The organism is Fibrobacter sp. UWOV1, from assembly GCF_900142495.1.
Lineage (GTDB): Bacteria > Fibrobacterota > Fibrobacteria > Fibrobacterales > Fibrobacteraceae > Fibrobacter.
On record NZ_FRBA01000007.1, the window covers coordinates 1 to 16,424 of the forward strand.

A 16,424-nucleotide genomic window follows, 5' to 3' on the forward strand; every position below is an offset into this window, starting at 1 on the left:
TTGGTTTAATTTTTCTGCTTGGCGAAGGGCGCGAACGCAAATCCGCTCCATTCCTGGCCAAGTCCATTTGAAAATTCGAGTGTATTCAGACGTACGGCGTGGACGGCGACGCCCATGACCGCAAGCGCGATGTTCAGGCCATGCACGAAGAGCAGCAGGAAGGCTGCACCGGCGATACCGACAGCGGAGCCGAACAGCGGCGAGAGCATGTCGTTAAACGCCTCGGCGATAGCCGCACCGGACATGCCCACAGCAAACAGACGAATGTAACTGATCACGTCAGTAAAGCTGTTCACCACGTCGAGCACGAGCATCGGGATGCTGATGAAGTCCTGCTTGAGCCTCTTGGGCGGCACGGTAAAGAGCACCAGGAGTACGGCTTCCACGATGAACATCGGGATGACGAACTTCGGCATATCGATACCGAGCACCATCTGGCAGGCCAGGAAGAACATCACCCAGCAGCCGATGAGCCAGCCCACCTGCGCCATGAACGTGGAGTCCTTGCGCTTGATGCGCACGCAGACGTTCCACACGTGAGCGATACTCAGGTGGACCACGGCGATGCAGAAGCAGAACAGCTGGATATGCTGCATCTGGGAGGCACCCGCCGTCTTCGGCACGAAGCTTTCGGGCAAGATAGTGATTGACTGGGCGAAGGCCTTGTAGGCTTCGAACTTCGCAGGGTCAGTCGGGGCGCTTGTGCGGATCCAGAGCATCGCGTTCTTCAGCGGTTCAGGCAACCAGCCGTAGTTGGTGATGTCCAGGTAATACGTCCACCCCGCAAGCGAGGGGCTGAGCCCGAGGAAGCTTGCGTTGATGACACCCCACACGATGGTGGCGATGCTCATGAGGTAGATAAAGTGGAAACCAGCAGGGTTCGCCTTCGGCATCTTTTTGCGGGCAAAGAGCGCCAAACCGAGGAAGAGCAACCCGTAAGCGGTATCCCCCACAATCATCGCAAAGAAGATGCTGAAGAAGCAAAGGAACACGGCCGACACGTCCACTTCCTTGTACCCCGGCGAAATGCCGATGATGTCGTACAGGAACTGCATGGGACGGCTGAGCTTGCTATAGGTCAACAGCGTCGGGATATCGTCGCCGTCGGCTGGGTCGTCCACCAGGAGGCCCCAGCCGTGCTCGCGGGCGGCCTTTTCGAGTTCGCCTACGCGAGGTGCAGGGCAGAAGCCCTGCACGGCGGCGACATTCTTGTCGCCCACCATCGAGGCTTCGGCTTCGACCATGCGGTAGTCGTCACCCACTTCGAGGAGTTTGTCTTCGATAGATTCGCGGACACCCGAAAGTTCACCCAGGCGACGCTCGACGCGGGCAAGCGTTTCCTTGGCTTTCGCTTCCATTTCGCGGTATTCGGCAAGCGACTTCTGCGGCATCGAGAGTTCGGTGAAGTTACCCTTCACGGCGACAGGGGCATCTCCCCTGCTCACCACGGCCACATACTTGCCGTTTTCATCCTGGCCGAATTCCTCGATAGAACCTTCGCCATCGAGTTCGAACGGGACTTTACCGTCATGGAGCTGGTACAGTTTGACATAGATACCCTTCGCCTGCAAGGCAGCTGCCGTTGCGGGGTCCAGGTTCTTGAACATGGAAAGTTTGGTGAGTTCCTCTTCGGCCTGTTCCTTGTCGATTTCCGCCTGCTTGCTTTCGGCAACCAGTTGCTGGATTTCATCGATAAGGCTTGCGGCAGGAGCGGCATCCTTCACGGGAGTCACACCCTTCGGGGCTTTTTCGGGCACCACTTCCAAGGCCTTCTGCACGCGGTTTACTTCGCCGCGGGCCTTGTTCAGTTTGGCGCCTGCAGCCGCCTGCAATGGCGTGAGGTGCAAAATTTCAAGCGTACGGAGCGCCTGGAGCGTTTCTTCAACCGCACCTGCAACCGTCAGCACCGTCACTTTCTTCATAGGAGTAATCATGCGGCGGCCTCCTTCGCGAGTGCATCCTGGGCAGCGGTACGGGCGGTAGCCTTACCCTTCGCAAGCTTGCTGCGGGCAACGCCACTGGTCTGCTGGTCTCCCAGGAAGATGTTGATGACGCGGATATTTTCCTTCGCTTCGGGAATCTTCACCTTTTCGAACAGGTTCACGCGCTGGCTCGTGGTACGCAGTTCCTTCGAGAGGAGTTCGTACTGCTTTTCGAGCACGCGGCGTTCCAGACGCAGCGAAATCAGGCCCTGAAGGCTTCTGATACCGTCGTCCAGCCACACAGGCGTGGTGAAGAAATCCGGAATCGAAATATTAAAGTCTACCCCGTCGTATGTCGGAATCTTCACGCCGGCGATGTTACCTTCGCCCTGGCGCACTTCCTTCACCGACAGGTACTTTGACCATTCGATGGGTTCGGCAAACAGCGAAATCCAGGAAGCCATGCTCTTACGGAGCTTGTCCTCCTCTTCTCGCTTAGCCATCACCCTCTCCTGGAGCGTGCGCATTTCCATCTGCAGCTGCTGCTTTTTCAAGAGCAACGTGGGCAGATAGCGCTGGAAGCGCTTCAATGCGTCGCGTTCCGCCTTGAGGGCGTTTTTAGTTAACTTGACCTTCGCCATATTACCCCTTCTTGGGCCAATATTCGTTGATCATCTTGGTCGGAATACCGGTTTCTTCGGGTGCGAAACAGTCAGCAAGGATTTCCCAGCCAAGGTCCAAAGCCTTTTCGAGCGGAATGTTGACGGACAGGTCCATCATTTCCTTTTCGAAGCGCTGGCCATACTTCAACAGTTTCTGGTCCCAGTTACTCATGTTGAAGCCCATGGACTGCTTTTCCAAAGTTTCCTTGTAGCTTGCGTACAGCTGGATCATGGTGTTCATGATGGTACGGTGGTCGCTACGGGTCTTGCCGTTCACCTGCTGTTTCAAACGAGACAGAGAACCGAACGGTTCGATACGGCCCTTACGCAGGTAGAACTGACCTTCGGTAATGTAACCGGTGTTATCCGGAACCGGGTGGGTCACGTCGTCACCAGGCATGGTCGTAACAGCAAGGATAGTGATGGAGCCCGAACCTTCGAAGTCCACAGCCTTTTCGTAACGGCTAGCAAGCTGAGAGTAAAGGTCGCCAGGATAACCACGGTTCGACGGAATCTGTTCCATGGTAATGGCGATTTCCTTCATGGCGTCGGCAAAGTTCGTCATGTCGGTGAGGAGCACGAGCACGTTCTTGCCTTCGGTGGCGAACTTTTCAGCCACGGCAAGGGATGCATCCGGCACGAGCAAGCATTCCACGATCGGGTCAGAGGCGGTGTGCATGAACATCACCGTACGACTCAAGGCACCGTTCTTTTCGAGGAAGTCCTTCAGGTACAGGTAGTCATCGTGCTTCAGGCCCATGCCGCCAAGGACAATCACGTCCACTTCGGCCTGCAATGCAATACGGGCAAGGAGTTCGTTGTACGGTTCACCGGCGATAGAGAAAATCGGGAGCTTCTGCGAAACCACGAGCGTGTTGAACACGTCGATCATCGGGATACCCGTACGCACCATCGTCTTCGGGATGATACGCTTTGCGGGGTTCACGGAAGGGCCGCCGATAGTAATGCGTTCGCCGTCCACTTCGGGGCCGTTGTCGCGGGGTTTGCCGGCACCGTTAAACACGCGGCCAAGCAAGGCTTCGCTGTACGGGACCTTCATCGGTTCGCCCAAGAAGCGCACTTCGGAGTCGGTGGAAATACCGCGGGCACCTGCGAACACCTGCAAGTCCACCATGTCGCCGTCAATACGGATCACGCGGGCAAGGGATGTTCCGAACGAGCTTGTCACCTGGGCAAGTTCCTGGTTTGCTACACCTTCGGCGCGGAGCGTAATCACGGAACCGGCGATGCGTTCAATACGATGGTATGCCACATTATGCATTAGCGGAAACCTCCTTCACGGAAGCGAAAATACTTTGTTCAAGGTCCTTGAATTCCTGGGAATCGAACTTGACGCGGTTCCAGTCCTTCGTCGATTGAGTGAGCTTGAGGAAGAACGTACGGGCGACGTCCTTCTCGCTGAACTTCATCGGGGTCTTGAGGATGGTGTAAACCTTGTCGAACACGTACTTCTGACGTTCGGCAGAGCAGGCAGCATCGATTTCGTTATAGGCGTCCTGCTGCAGGTAAACGGAGTCCAAATATTCGGACTTCAGGTAAATCACGAAGTCGTCGATAGAGGTACCTTCTTCGCCCACCACCTTCATCATGTTGTTCACGTCCACGCCGCTTGCGAGGATGTGACGGGCTTCGGCAACCTTCTTGCTGTCGATAATGCCTTCGTACTTGGACCAGGAATCCAGCGGATGGATTGCCGGGAAGCGGCGCTGGTCGGAACGTTCACGGCTAAGGCCGAGGAATGCGCCCACCACCTTCAAGGTAGCCTGGGTCACCGGTTCTTCGAAGTTACCACCTGCAGGCGACACGGAACCGCAAATCGTCACGGAACCGGTAGAGCCGTCCTTGAGGCGAACCACGCCACCGCGTTCATAGAAGGCGGCAATCACGGATTCGAGGTAGGCCGGGAAGGCTTCTTCGCCCGGAATTTCTTCCAAGCGGCCGCTCATTTCACGCAAGGCCTGTGCCCAACGGGAAGTCGAGTCAGCCAAGAGGAGCACGTTCAGGCCCATCTGGCGGTAGTATTCGGCGAGAGTCACGCCCGTATAGACGGAAGCTTCACGGGCTGCCACCGGCATCGAAGACGTGTTACAAATAATCAGCGTACGTTCCATGAGGGACTTGCCGGTACGCGGGTCAATCAGTTCAGGGAATTCGCGGAGGGTTTCCACCACTTCACCAGCACGTTCACCACAAGCGGCCAAGATCACGATATCCACGTCGGCGTAGCGGCTCATGAGCTGCTGGAGCACGGTCTTACCGGCACCGAAGGGGCCCGGCGTACAGAACGTACCGCCCTGCATCACGGGGAAGAACGTATCGATAATGCGCTGCTGCATGGTGAGGGGCTTGGAGGGGCGCAGGCGTTCTTCGTAGGCCTTGATCGGCATCTTCACCGGCCAGGTCTGCACCATCGTCACGTCCTGGGTTTCGCCCTTGTCGTTCTTGAGCTTAGCAACAACAGTTTCTACAGTGAATTCGCCCGCGGCAGAGACCGATTCCACAGTCCACTTGCCGAGCAGGCGGAACGGCACCATGATGCGGTGCGTGAACACGCCTTCGGGCACGGTGCCGAGCGTATCGCCCGCGACCACCACATCGCCCACCTTCGCGACCGGGGTAAACGCCCACTTCTTGTCGCGCGGGAGCGCCTTCAAGTACTTACCGCGCTGCAGGAAGAAGCCGCATTCTTCGGCAAGCTTCGGGAGCGGGTTCTGCAGACCGTCAAACACCTGGGTCAAAAGGCCGGGGCCAAGTTCTACGGACAAGAGTTCGCCGGTAAATTCCACCTCGTCACCCGTCTTGAGCCCCGTGGTGTCTTCGAACACCTGGAGTTCGGCGTAGTCGCCGCGGATACGGATGACTTCGCTCTTGAGGGGGATGACTTCGGACTTTCCGTCCTTGTTTTTCTGAGTAAGCTTGGCATACGCCACTTCGTTCTGGGACACGGCGCTTTCGAACTTGACGCGAATCAGGTTACCGTTGACGCCGATGATTTTTCCGATACTAGCCATTGAAAATGGACCTCCGGTCATTCCTGTGCCGCCGCAGGGGCGTATGCAGGATCGTTTGCATTAATAACATTCAACACGGCAGCGTCGCCCGCTTGTTCGGAGAGGCGCGCCCAACGTTCACAAATCTTCAGTTTTATTGCATAAGCGTAAACATGCTTGACGGTACCCTCGCCTACACCTGCAAGCGAGTCCACAAGCCAGAAACGGGCCTTGTCGATATCCTGCTCTTTTTCCATAGGATTCGACTTGGCAAACGCATCTTGAATCATCTTGGCAAAGGCGACATCGTAACCCGGGAAGGACTTTTCCGTAAAACGGATATCGGGCCCCCATGCGCTTGCACGGAGCCTGCCCGAAACGTTCTTCATCTGGATTTCGTGGGCCTTGTAAGCGCGCACGAACTCGTCGTCGCACTCTTCGCATTCACCGTCATCCAAAAGCGCGTCCAGAGCCGCAATTTCCGACTCGGACAGCACGCCGATGCAGCGGTGGCGAAAATCTTCCATACTGAGCGGGGCTGGATCGCCAAACTCAATCATCGGAAGAGATGCCATCAAGTAAGAAGGACTGCTCATCAAGTACCCGCGTTACTTCGCCTGTGCGGCAGCGTTTACCACTCTGGCAAGTTGCGGACGGAGCAGGGCCGAAAGAGCGTCGGCCATTGCAGCTTCTGTAAATTCGTGGGTGACCTTGCCGCCATCGAGCTTGATGCGGAAGCCGAACTTGACACCCTTGTCGCTTTCGACCTTCACGCCGGCGGAAAGCTGCTTCTTGAACTCGCCCATCACAAAGGAGCTGAGCTTACGGGCGTCGGCATCGGAGAAATCCACCTCGATGTCGGAGGTATAGGACTTGGCTACCGTGAGGAGCATGCTCTTGACGGTGGATTCGTCCAGGGACTTCTCCACCTCGAGGTTCAACAGGTCCATAATCATCTTTTCGAGATTCTTGCCTACCGAAAGCAAAAGGTCGCGGGCGGACTGTTCAAGGGTGCGTTCGCTACGTTCCGTGAACGCTTCGGCGTCCTTGTCGGCCTTTTCCAGACGGGCGGACGCTTCGGCCTCGGCAGCCTTCACGATTTCTGCCGCTTTGTCCTTGGCGCGGGCGATAATTGCCGCAGCCTCGGTTTCTGCTTTATCGACAGCATCTTTCTGGATGCGTTCCATAAGGTATTGCAAGTCTTCTGCCATATATATCATCTCCAATACTAATCCGACGAAACCAACAGGCAAAAAACGCCCGAATAGCCCTTTTCGGAAAAATTTCGATAGTAATATACAAGTAATTTTGACAAAAAGTCGAAAAAAACGGCAAATTTTTTGAAATAATGGATAAAAACCACGTTTTTGGCGATAAAAACGCAAAATTTACGAAAACTAAAGTTTACAAGAAAATTTTTTGGATTTACAGGATTTGCTTTGGAGCCAAAACTGTTTACAGAATTTGTTTTCTACGCAAAATTAGCGGTGTTCGTTTGTCGAGGGATCAAGGCCACGGAAAAAAGCCAAACCATCAAAATCGTCCTTGAGAAATTGCACCGTTTCACCAATCATATAGAGGCTGCCGGTCACTAAAACAGGAATATTTTCGTTATCTGCAGAGGCAATCTCGGCAACTTGGTCCAAAAATTTTCGGCTGAGTACGCCTTCGCTAGCAACTTTCAAGCCCAAATTCGAGAGTTCCGAGCGCAAATCGTCCAGTTCGCGGAAACGCGGGTAAGGAGTCTTGGTTATATGCCAGTGACTTACAAATGGAGCCATCAACTTGAGCATTTCGCCCACATCTTTATCTTTAAGGGCTCCGAAAACGCAGTGGAACTTGGTACCGGGGTAATATTCCGCCAAGGTTTCGACCAAGCGACGCACCGCGTGGGAATTGTGAGCTCCATCCAGAATGTAGCGAACCACCCCATTTTTATCGGTCAACTGCTGCATGCGGCCAGCCCAGGAACGGGTTTCAAGCGTTTTTAAGGCGAGAGAATCGTCAAAAACGCGACCCGCACTGTGAACAAAGCTTTCGGCGGCAGCCAAAGAAAGGCTTGCGTTTTCTATGTAATGGCGGCCCAAATTCGGGAGTTTGATGTCGGTCCGAATCGCAGGAACAATACATTCTGCACCAAGTTCGCCTGCATAAGCACGGGCTTCGGCCAACAATTCTTCGGAAAGGCCTCCAACGACAAAAGTCTTATTGCGGCGATGGTCCGCTTCGACAACAGCCATCTTTTCTTTAAGAATGGCGCTTTCGGTGGGGCCCAGAACTTCGGTGTGTTCAAGTCCGATACTCGTGAGCACCACGATGTTGCCGCATGCAACCGCCGTGCTGTCCAAGCGGCCACCCATGCCCGCTTCCATCGAAACCACATCGACACCTTGTTCGGCATAATAAAGGAACGAGACGAGCGTCAAGACTTCAAAGAAGGTCGGCTCCACCTGTAGCTGCTCGGCGGCAGCCTTCACCTGGAGAAGCAAGCGGTCCAAATCCGCACCGCTAATGGGAATGTCGTTTACACGAATGCGCTCGCGAAGGCTTACCAGATGCGGGCTCGTAAAAAGCCCCGTTTTAAAGCCATGGGCCTGCAAGATGCCTGCGAGGTAGTAGCTAGTAGAGCCCTTGCCGTTAGTACCGACGATATGGATGGTCTTGAAAGAGCGTTCAGGATTTCCGAGAGCGTTGCAAAGTTTTCGAGTCGATTCAAGCCCCGGAACCATACCGAACATGAGCCGAGAATTCAAATAATCCATACCAGGTGATTGCATGTGCCAAATTTAAAAAATGTGTAATGTGTAATGTGTAATGTGTAATGGCAAAACCACTGCCAACGGTCAACTTCCTACTGTCTACAATTCATTTCACACCTCACATTACACATTAGAATAGTTATCTATATTTCTTTTCGTTACTACACGGTTTTTATATGAAAAGTTTTGGAATAATACTGCTTCTGGCAGTTTTTATCGCTATCGCATGGTCGCGCGTAGACCCTACAGCCGCCCCGCAGCATTACAACTACCGCGACGCGAGCAAGCAGCTAAGGCGCGTGTACTACGGCGAACTGCAAGAAACGCTCTACTGCGGATGCCGATACGACGACAAGAAGAACGTCGACTTTTCAAGTTGTAACTTCAAGCCGCGCGAGAATCCAAAACGCAAAAGTTTTAAACGCGCCGAGCGTATTGAGTGGGAACATATGGTCACCGCCCACAACATGGGCCAGCACCTCCCCTGCTGGCGCGACGGAGGCCGCAAGAACTGTAGCGCCAACGACACGACCTTCAAGATTATGGAAGGCGACATGCACAACCTGTACCCCGCCATTGGCGAAGTCAACGGGGACCGCAACAACTTTATGTACAGCCAGTGGACAAACGACCCCGAGCCCATGTATGGCGGCTGCAAGACGATTGTAGATTTCAAACTAAAAAAAGCTCAGCCACGCGAAGAAGCCCGCGGAATCATAGCCCGAGCAAGCCTTTACATGGAAAAGACCTATGGCGTTAATTTGTCTAAACAAGACCGGAAACTATTTGAAGCCTGGGACAAGATGTACCCCGTTACAGACAAAGAATGCGAACGGGACCGCCGTATTTTCAAGGTGCAGGGCGACCACAACCCCTTTGTGTACGAAAAATGCAAGTAAATTCTGATTTCAGAGTTATGATTTCGGAGTTTTTGATCTCATAATAGACATTTTCGAGTTTATTCATAGCAAATTTTTCTCATTTCCGAATTCCGATTTCGGAAATTGTAATTATATTTATACATGAGGTTAGTATGTACAGGACCCTATTCTTTTTTATTGTCTTTTTTGCAGTTTCTGTGTGCGCCCAGGTGGAATTCCCCATGGCGTCCAAGATTATTAATGTCACAAAAGACCCATACTACGCTAAGGGTGACGGCAAAACCGATGACACCGAAGCTATTCAGAGGGCGTTGAACGACCATCCCGATGGCGACTATATTATTTATTTACCCCACGGCATCTACAAGATTACCGATGGATTGACTTGGCCTGTTACCAAAAAACCGGAATCCTCGAGCCGACGTACTATTTTGCAAGGTCAAAGCATTGGCGGGACTATTCTGCAACTTGCAGACAACACCTACGGTTTCGACAACCCTGAATTTCCCAAAGCAGTCATTTTCACAGGCGAAGGCCCCGGCCCCAAGTACAGAAATGCCGTCCGCGACATGACTATCCGTACCGGTAAAGGAAACCCGGGCGCAATCGGCATCCAATTTAACGCATCGAACCAAGGTACAATCCACAATGTCAAGATCCATTCCGGCGACTCCCTGGGTGTGTACGGCATTGACCTCGGCTTTACCGAAGGTATTGGTCCGCTTTTAATCAAGAATGTCGAAATCAACGGCTTTAACATCGGCATTTACGCCAAGGGCGAAACGGGAACGGCAACGCTCGAACATGTAACCATGGGCGGCCAGAGAAAATACGGCCTTGAAAACGACAACATGAACCTTGCTGTTCGCGCCCTGAGATTCAAGGGTAGCGTTCCTGCTGTTTACAATCACGGCGATTTTGCCATCATGAGTTTGCTTGACGGTCTGCTTGAATTCGACAACGGCAATAAAAAAGTCAAGCCCACTACAGCCATTTTGAACGAAAGCCACCTGTTTGCTAGATCCATGAAGGTTTCGCGCTACAAGACCATGATCAATTCCAAGAAGAAAGGCTACAACGAGGAAATGATCCAGGGCGAAATCATTGAATTTTCGACACAAGAGACCAAGCAACTTTGCCACAGCCCCAAGCAGTCGATGCGCCTAGCCGTTGCAGAAACTCCGGCATTCCCGGAACAGAAGCCCGACAACTGGATTACCATTGCCGGCGACTACGGCGGAAAATCGAACACGGGATCCGACGACTCGAAGGCAATTCAAGACGCTATTGATGACGGTGCCGAAACGCTGTACTTCCCGCCGGGAGGCCGCTGGACGATCAACCGCGACATCTACATTCGCAACCGCATTCGCCAGATTATCGGTATCGAAGGCCGCATTGACGGTAAAGGCAAGTTCATTATTGAAGCCGGAGCATTCAACGAACTCACGATTGAACGTTTCTCTGAATTCGGTAGCGGAATTATCTTGAAGGCAAAGCGCAACCTGCTATTGAAAAACATGATGGTGCGTTCGCTCGAAACTGCCGAAGTCGGCGGCGGAGACATTTACCTCGAAGACGTGACGCTTGGAACCCTCCAACTGAACTACCAGAAGCTGTGGGGACGCCAGGTCGCCTTGATTGGCGACACGAAGGGTCCGAAGATTACCAATAACGGCGGTTCTATTTGGATTCTCGGCCTTACCGCCAAGAAGGGCAACACCATTCTCCAGAACTTCAACAAGGCTCATGCCGAACTCATCGGTGTCGAAATCGTTGCAAGCGACAAGGCAAAAGACCGCCCGATGTTCATTAACGACAACTCCGGACTTTCGGTGACGGGCCTCCGTGAAACGCTTACCCGCGGAAACGCCTACCCCACCATTGTCGAAGAATCCAGAAAGGGATCCAAAATCAAGTCGCTGTACGGGAAAGACCTGAAGCACACTCCCAACGGCGGCGTAATGATTCCGCTGTTTACGGGTTACGCTCCGAAACTTGGCGCAAACGAAAAACCACAGGCGTTCATTCCCGACGAAATGGTGATTGTGCAGCCGAATCTCCTAAGAATGAAGGGTTCCGTGGTCGATGACGGTCGTGGCGACGGTCTTTGCGAAGACCCCGTACGCTGGACGAAGGGACTTGGCCCCGGAAAGGTCGTGTTCTCGGACAGCATGGCTTACGAGACCGACGTTTCATTTACGGCAAGCGGACGCTACAACATCATCTTTTCCGCCGACGACGGATACCAGACGGGCTCTGACACCGGTAAGGTTTACGTGTTCGACTTGCACTACACCACGCTCGACAACACCGGCGACGGATTCCCGAGCGGTAAGGGTGCCGCCACCTGGATTTCGGAATTCGACAACTTCAGCCCGCACAACTCCGACCACGAATTGCATGTTGCAAACGTGACGACCGGAAACGCTGGAAAGATCTATCTGCGATTCGACTTGTCAGCATTGCCGGGTCCGTTGTTTGATGCAGCACTCAAGCTGGAATTCAACAAGGATTCTATCAAGAAACCCGTACAGCTGAACATCTTTGGCCTTAAGGAAACAGGCAAAGACATGAACTTTGGCGACCAGAAGTTGGGCGTTGACTGGGTTGACTACGAACTCACCTGGGAAAACGCTCCGGCAAACCTCCCGCAGCAAAAGGGCGGCCAGTTCAACATCCGTAAGAACTCGGGTGGCGGCGTGGACACCAAGTACGCAGATTTCTTGGGCATTATCACCATTAACCCGAAGGCTCCTCTCGGCGCATTCCTGCGCACGCCGACCTTCACCGAATTCTTTAAGCGCAAGCATCCTTCTCAGCTTTACACTCTGATTTTGACCGCTGTAGAACCGGGCGAAACTGTTTTGGCAAGCGCTGCCGCAGGCAAGGAATTCGCGCCTTCGCTCTATGTCGGCTACTTCGACAACTCTCGCTCTGTAGGCGGCGAAGCCATGGACGGCGGTTATACGCTTACCAAGGTAAACATCGACATATACAGTTTGGAATGCGACTTCGACCTGACCGTCGGCTACCCGCAATTCGTGCAAATCGAAATCGTGAACGAATTCGGCAAGCGAATGCTAACGGTTGCCGCCCGCGACCTCGCCGGCGAAAAGAAGACTCACTTCAAATTTAAGGCTATGGCCTTCCCCACCGGCAAGTACATTCTTCGCGTGATTGGTGAAGCATTCACCGCCGAGCAGCAATTCTATATCCTGAACTAGGAGAAACCAAATGCAGTTCAAGAAACTATTAAGCCTTAGTGCAGCATTATTCATAACCGTCGCCTTGACCGCATGCGGCGACGACTCCAGTTCTTCTGCCTCAGACGAAGAATCCAGTTCCTCGGTACCTTCGTTCAAGTCGAGCAGTTCCCTGAGCACTCGCGCAGACATTGACTACAAGGATACAGTCAATCTCGGCGACACGCTCCGCATTTACCTGGAACTGTTCAAGGGCGATTCCTCCAAGATGGACGAAAGCGAAATCTACCTTGACAGCATGGCAACGACTTTGCCGATGTACCTGGGCGAATTCCCTAAGGGAAGCCGCATCAAGGTATTCGCAAGCATATCAAACATCGAGAGCGAACAGATTCGCATCAAGAGCGAATACGGCGACTACCTGCAGGCAATCAAGGCTGCCCCTAAGACGGCTGCACGCAAGGACTCCGTTTACAGGAATTCCTTGATTCCTAGCTTTGGCGCAGACTCTTCTGCCACCTTCAGGGATTCCAACACCTTCGTTACCTTTAACGACAGCCACTACTTCCTTGAAGTCGAAGGCGAATTCAGCGACGAGTCCAGCATGAAACTCAAAGTACTCGTCGACACGTCTTACTACAAGTACACCGGCGAAGACGAAAAGATTTCCATGAAGATGAACGACACCTTGCGCGGCATTCTTTTGATTGACAACGCCCCCAAGGAAGTGTCCATCGCATTCTCCGCTAGTGAAGGCTACAGCGTAAACCTCACCACCGTTGGCGAAAATATCATTCTCTACAAGCTTACCGATGGCGACAAGGAACTCGGTTCTTCGAAAACGAATCTCGACACCATGCTGGTACCGAACGATTCCGTGAACTGGTCCATCAAGATCAAGCCCGAATCTTTCTCAAGCATTTGGACCGGCCCGTACGCATTCTTCGAAACCATTACCAAGGCTCGCGAACTGGAACAGGGCGAATACTTCTCGAATCCGGATTCAATCATGTACCCCGGCGAAGCTTACGAACGCACTCGTCCCAAAGACGACATCGGAACTTACAAATACAACTTGCGTCAAGAACAGTTCGTGTGGATTGGCGACTACAAGAAGGGTGATTCCGTAATCGTCAAACACTGGATCCAGAACTACAACGACGAAAACTTCCAGAACGTATCTATTGAAATTCTAGACAAGAAAAAGAAATCGCAAGCAACAATCAGTAGTGCATACGGCGGGAGCTTCACTGTGAACGGAGACATGCCCGAAGGCCCGTATTACCTGCATTATCTTCGTTTGAATTCCGACCCGCTTGACCAGGGCATTCCTGACAGCCTGCGCTATGTGCTGCAGCTCTACACCATGGTCCAGCAACCCGGTCTCTTGAAAGAAATGAAGTTCTACGATTCCGAAAAAGACGCCACGTTGAAAGAAAAGGTTCTTGCCGTAGGCGACACCATGCGCTTCGAAGACTTTGACTTTACGATGACCGCCCATTCCAAGACTTCTTGGAAGGTTATCGGTTCTGACATTGCCTGGTTCGTGCCTTGCAAAACGCTTGACTACCTGAACAATAGCAGTAACTACAAGTCAGAAACTTGCGATGAGGAGCAGGAAATTTCGTCGAATTACTTGATTGCGCTCGAAGACGGAATTGGAGAAAAGGCTGAACTGATTGCCCAAAGCGTTGCCGACCCCTCTATGCGCGACACGCTTACCATCACGATTATTGCAAAAGCGGACTAATCTTCCCAGATTTGGTTCGGCAGTTTACCGATATCGCGAAAATCCAAGAGCCCTGCCGTCGGAGCGTCAACGCTTACAAGACGAGCCAGGGGCTTACCGGCGCGTTCAATGACGATTTCTTCGTCCTTGAGCGAAACCTGATTCAACATCGAGCCAAAATTCTGGCGGACTTCCATGGCTGAAACTACTTTAGACATGCCCTAAAAATAGTATATTCTGCGCATGGAAACCGAAAACAAGTCCTACACCGTCACTCAATACATGAAAGCCTTGAAGCAGAAGGTGGAATCAACCCCTGCCGTATGGGTGCGTGGCGTGATTACCCAGATTAATGAAAAATCAAAAATCGTTTACCTGAGTATTGCGGACTTTGAAGAAGGGAACGTAAATCCGCTCGCGACAGTACCGTTGTACTGCTTTGCGGCCAAATTCGCAGCCATTCGCGCCAAAGTTGAAAATTACCCGCAACCGTTTGAACTTAAAGAACAGCTCAAAGTCAGCTTTTTGATTAAGGCCGACCTGTATGTGCCTTACGGCAAGTTGCAGGCGCAGATTCTGGATATTGACCCCGTTTACACTCTAGGTGAACTTGCGCTTACCAAGAGTGCGATTTTAAAGAGGCTTGCGCTAGAAGGCTTGCTCGAAAAAAACAAGGCTTTGACACTCGCCGATGTACCAATACGCGTGGGACTTATTACCGGCGAAAGAACAGCCGCCTACAAGGACTTTACGACTAAGCTTGCAGAATCACCATTTAACTTCAAGGTGAAAACTGCTTACGCAAAAATGCAAGGCTCAGACACAGAACCGACCGTACTCGCCGCCCTCGAGGAACTCGCCAAGGATACGGAACTGGATGTAGTGTGCATTATCCGCGGTGGCGGAAGCAAGACAGACTTGAACTTTTTCGATAGCGAAGCCTTGTGCCGCGCCGTCGCCAATTACCCGCTACCGGTATTTACCGGAATCGGTCATGAAATTGACCGAAGCCTTTTGGATGAAGTCGCCTACCAGTCCTGCATTACACCGACCGATACCGCCAAGCGCTTGATAGACCGCGTAGCGGACAGCTGGAAAAAAATGCTTTCGACGGCACAAGAAATTGCAGGGCAGACAAAAGAAGCCCTTCACGACTATAAACAAGAACTTTCGAATACGGGCAATCGCCTGCAGCAAAAAGTAAATGCCCTGATTCAGAAAGAAGCCCTGAAACTTTCACTCTACAGAAGCAACATGCAAAAAGACTTGCAGTTTATTTTCAGAGGAGAGAAAGAACGCATCGCCCGCGACAACGAAGGTCTGCACCAGGGTTCCCGAAAAATTCTGGACCTTGAAAAATCAAAGTTCAACCTCATCGAACTCCGCGTGAAAAGCGCCGACCCCGAGACAACGCTTGCAAAGGGTTACACGCTTACGCTAGATGCAAATGGTAAATTTGTACGAAATAAAAGCCAGCTAAAGCCCGGCGATACGCTGACCACAAGGTTTAAAGACGGCAGCGTACAGTCAGTTGTAAAGTAATGTGAGATGTGCAATGTATAATTACTCATCACACATTACTCATTACACATTATTCAAATTCAGGAAGCGAATCAATCTTCAGGAAGCGCTTGGTTGCGGCATCCAACGCAAAATAGCGCACCGCATCGCCAAGCGACAACATCACGTACTTGGGAGTCAGAATCTGCAAATACTTGTTCAGCTGCACTTGTAGTGCTTGCCAAGTGTATTCGCCGGGAGCCTTGCATTCTACAAGGAGCCACGGGCGCTTTAAATTACCGGAAACCTTGAAATCTTGCACCAACAAATCCACTCGGTCATCGGTCTTGGGCTCCACCGTCGAAAGCGCAAACTCTACCGCAATCAAGTTCTGAGGGACCTTAACCTCGTCTATCAAGAAACGGATTGTCGCCTGGCGCACGCGCTCCTCGGGCGTATCGGGCACGTCCTTTTTGCGGATGGGGTCGAATAAGGTTTGATGCTTGAGGTCGTTCACTTTGGGGAAAGAATGTGGAGTGTGGAATGTGAAGTGTGTGATGAGAGGTGGGATGTGTTTTTTTTCAGTAAAATAAAAAATTCCTATAGACTTGACAATTTCCCAATCTTCAAACTATATTTGATTATATGAATAAAATCTTTGGACAGAACACCGCAGTAGCGGCAATGGCAGCAAGCCCGGCAGCAGCCCGAGCTATTATGGGGCTGTCCAGAGAAACCAAAATCTGTAAAGCAT

13 protein-coding genes are annotated in these 16,424 nt (G+C 52.2%); 4 read left to right on the forward strand and 9 right to left on the reverse strand.

Features of this window, described 5'->3' with window-relative positions:
* Window positions 1-5: 5 nt before the first annotated feature.
* The 7 genes from BUC02_RS10195 to BUC02_RS10225 form a co-directional block, all read right to left on the reverse strand.
* Complete coding sequence (locus tag BUC02_RS10195; RefSeq protein WP_073322249.1) at window positions 6-1,934, reverse strand: V-type ATP synthase subunit I; 1,929 nt, start codon at window positions 1,932-1,934, stop codon at window positions 6-8.
* On the reverse strand, window positions 1,931-2,563 hold the full coding sequence (locus tag BUC02_RS10200; protein ID WP_073054013.1) for a V-type ATP synthase subunit D: 633 nt from the start codon (window positions 2,561-2,563) through the stop codon (window positions 1,931-1,933). The genes BUC02_RS10195 and BUC02_RS10200 overlap by 4 nt, the downstream gene beginning before the upstream one ends.
* A 1-nt stretch (window position 2,564) precedes the next feature.
* Window positions 2,565-3,866 carry a V-type ATP synthase subunit B gene (locus BUC02_RS10205; protein WP_073322251.1) on the reverse strand — a complete coding sequence of 434 codons (1,302 nt, stop codon included), beginning with the start codon at window positions 3,864-3,866 and terminating at the stop codon, window positions 2,565-2,567.
* A complete protein-coding gene (locus BUC02_RS10210) occupies window positions 3,859-5,616 on the reverse strand; it encodes a V-type ATP synthase subunit A (RefSeq protein ID WP_073322253.1) in 1,758 nt (585 codons plus the stop codon). Before BUC02_RS10210 ends, BUC02_RS10205 begins: the two co-directional genes overlap by 8 nt.
* Before the next feature lie 17 nt (window positions 5,617-5,633).
* Window positions 5,634-6,191: a DUF2764 family protein gene (locus BUC02_RS10215; RefSeq protein WP_073322255.1), complete on the reverse strand. Its 558-nt coding sequence runs from the start codon at window positions 6,189-6,191 to the stop codon at window positions 5,634-5,636.
* Between the two features lie 12 nt (window positions 6,192-6,203).
* Complete coding sequence (locus tag BUC02_RS10220; protein ID WP_073322257.1) at window positions 6,204-6,806, reverse strand: ATPase; 603 nt, start codon at window positions 6,804-6,806, stop codon at window positions 6,204-6,206.
* A 270-nt stretch (window positions 6,807-7,076) separates the two neighbouring features.
* On the reverse strand, window positions 7,077-8,372 hold the full coding sequence (locus BUC02_RS10225; protein WP_073322259.1) for a bifunctional folylpolyglutamate synthase/dihydrofolate synthase: 1,296 nt from the start codon (window positions 8,370-8,372) through the stop codon (window positions 7,077-7,079).
* Window positions 8,373-8,530: 158 nt separating this feature from the next.
* On the opposite strand from BUC02_RS10225, the gene BUC02_RS10230 reads away from it, so the two are divergent.
* The 3 genes from BUC02_RS10230 to BUC02_RS10240 all read left to right on the forward strand — a co-directional run bounded on the left by BUC02_RS10230 (window position 8,531) and on the right by BUC02_RS10240 (window position 14,191).
* Complete coding sequence (locus BUC02_RS10230; protein ID WP_073322261.1) at window positions 8,531-9,253, forward strand: endonuclease; 723 nt, start codon at window positions 8,531-8,533, stop codon at window positions 9,251-9,253.
* A 134-nt stretch (window positions 9,254-9,387) separates the two neighbouring features.
* Window positions 9,388-12,462, forward strand: a complete 3,075-nt coding sequence (locus BUC02_RS10235; RefSeq protein ID WP_073322263.1) for a glycosyl hydrolase family 28-related protein — start codon at window positions 9,388-9,390, stop codon at window positions 12,460-12,462.
* A 10-nt stretch (window positions 12,463-12,472) separates the two neighbouring features.
* The gene (locus BUC02_RS10240) at window positions 12,473-14,191 is read left to right on the forward strand and encodes a hypothetical protein (RefSeq protein WP_073322265.1); all 1,719 of its coding nucleotides are present in this window, start codon (window positions 12,473-12,475) and stop codon (window positions 14,189-14,191) included.
* Here BUC02_RS10240 and BUC02_RS10245 read toward each other — a convergent pair.
* Window positions 14,188-14,388 (reverse strand): type II toxin-antitoxin system Phd/YefM family antitoxin, encoded by a 201-nt coding sequence (locus BUC02_RS10245; RefSeq protein WP_073322267.1) that lies wholly within the window; start codon window positions 14,386-14,388, stop codon window positions 14,188-14,190. The two genes, BUC02_RS10240 and BUC02_RS10245, sit on opposite strands and share 4 nt — an antisense overlap.
* A 25-nt stretch (window positions 14,389-14,413) precedes the next feature.
* Between BUC02_RS10245 and xseA the strand changes: the two genes are divergently transcribed.
* On the forward strand, window positions 14,414-15,712 hold the full coding sequence (gene xseA, locus BUC02_RS10250) for an exodeoxyribonuclease VII large subunit (protein ID WP_073322269.1): 1,299 nt from the start codon (window positions 14,414-14,416) through the stop codon (window positions 15,710-15,712).
* Between the two features lie 49 nt (window positions 15,713-15,761).
* Here the strand turns inward: xseA and BUC02_RS10255 are convergent, their stop codons facing one another.
* On the reverse strand, window positions 15,762-16,187 hold the full coding sequence (locus tag BUC02_RS10255; RefSeq protein ID WP_073322271.1) for a type I restriction enzyme HsdR N-terminal domain-containing protein: 426 nt from the start codon (window positions 16,185-16,187) through the stop codon (window positions 15,762-15,764).
* Window positions 16,188-16,424 lie beyond the last annotated feature (237 nt).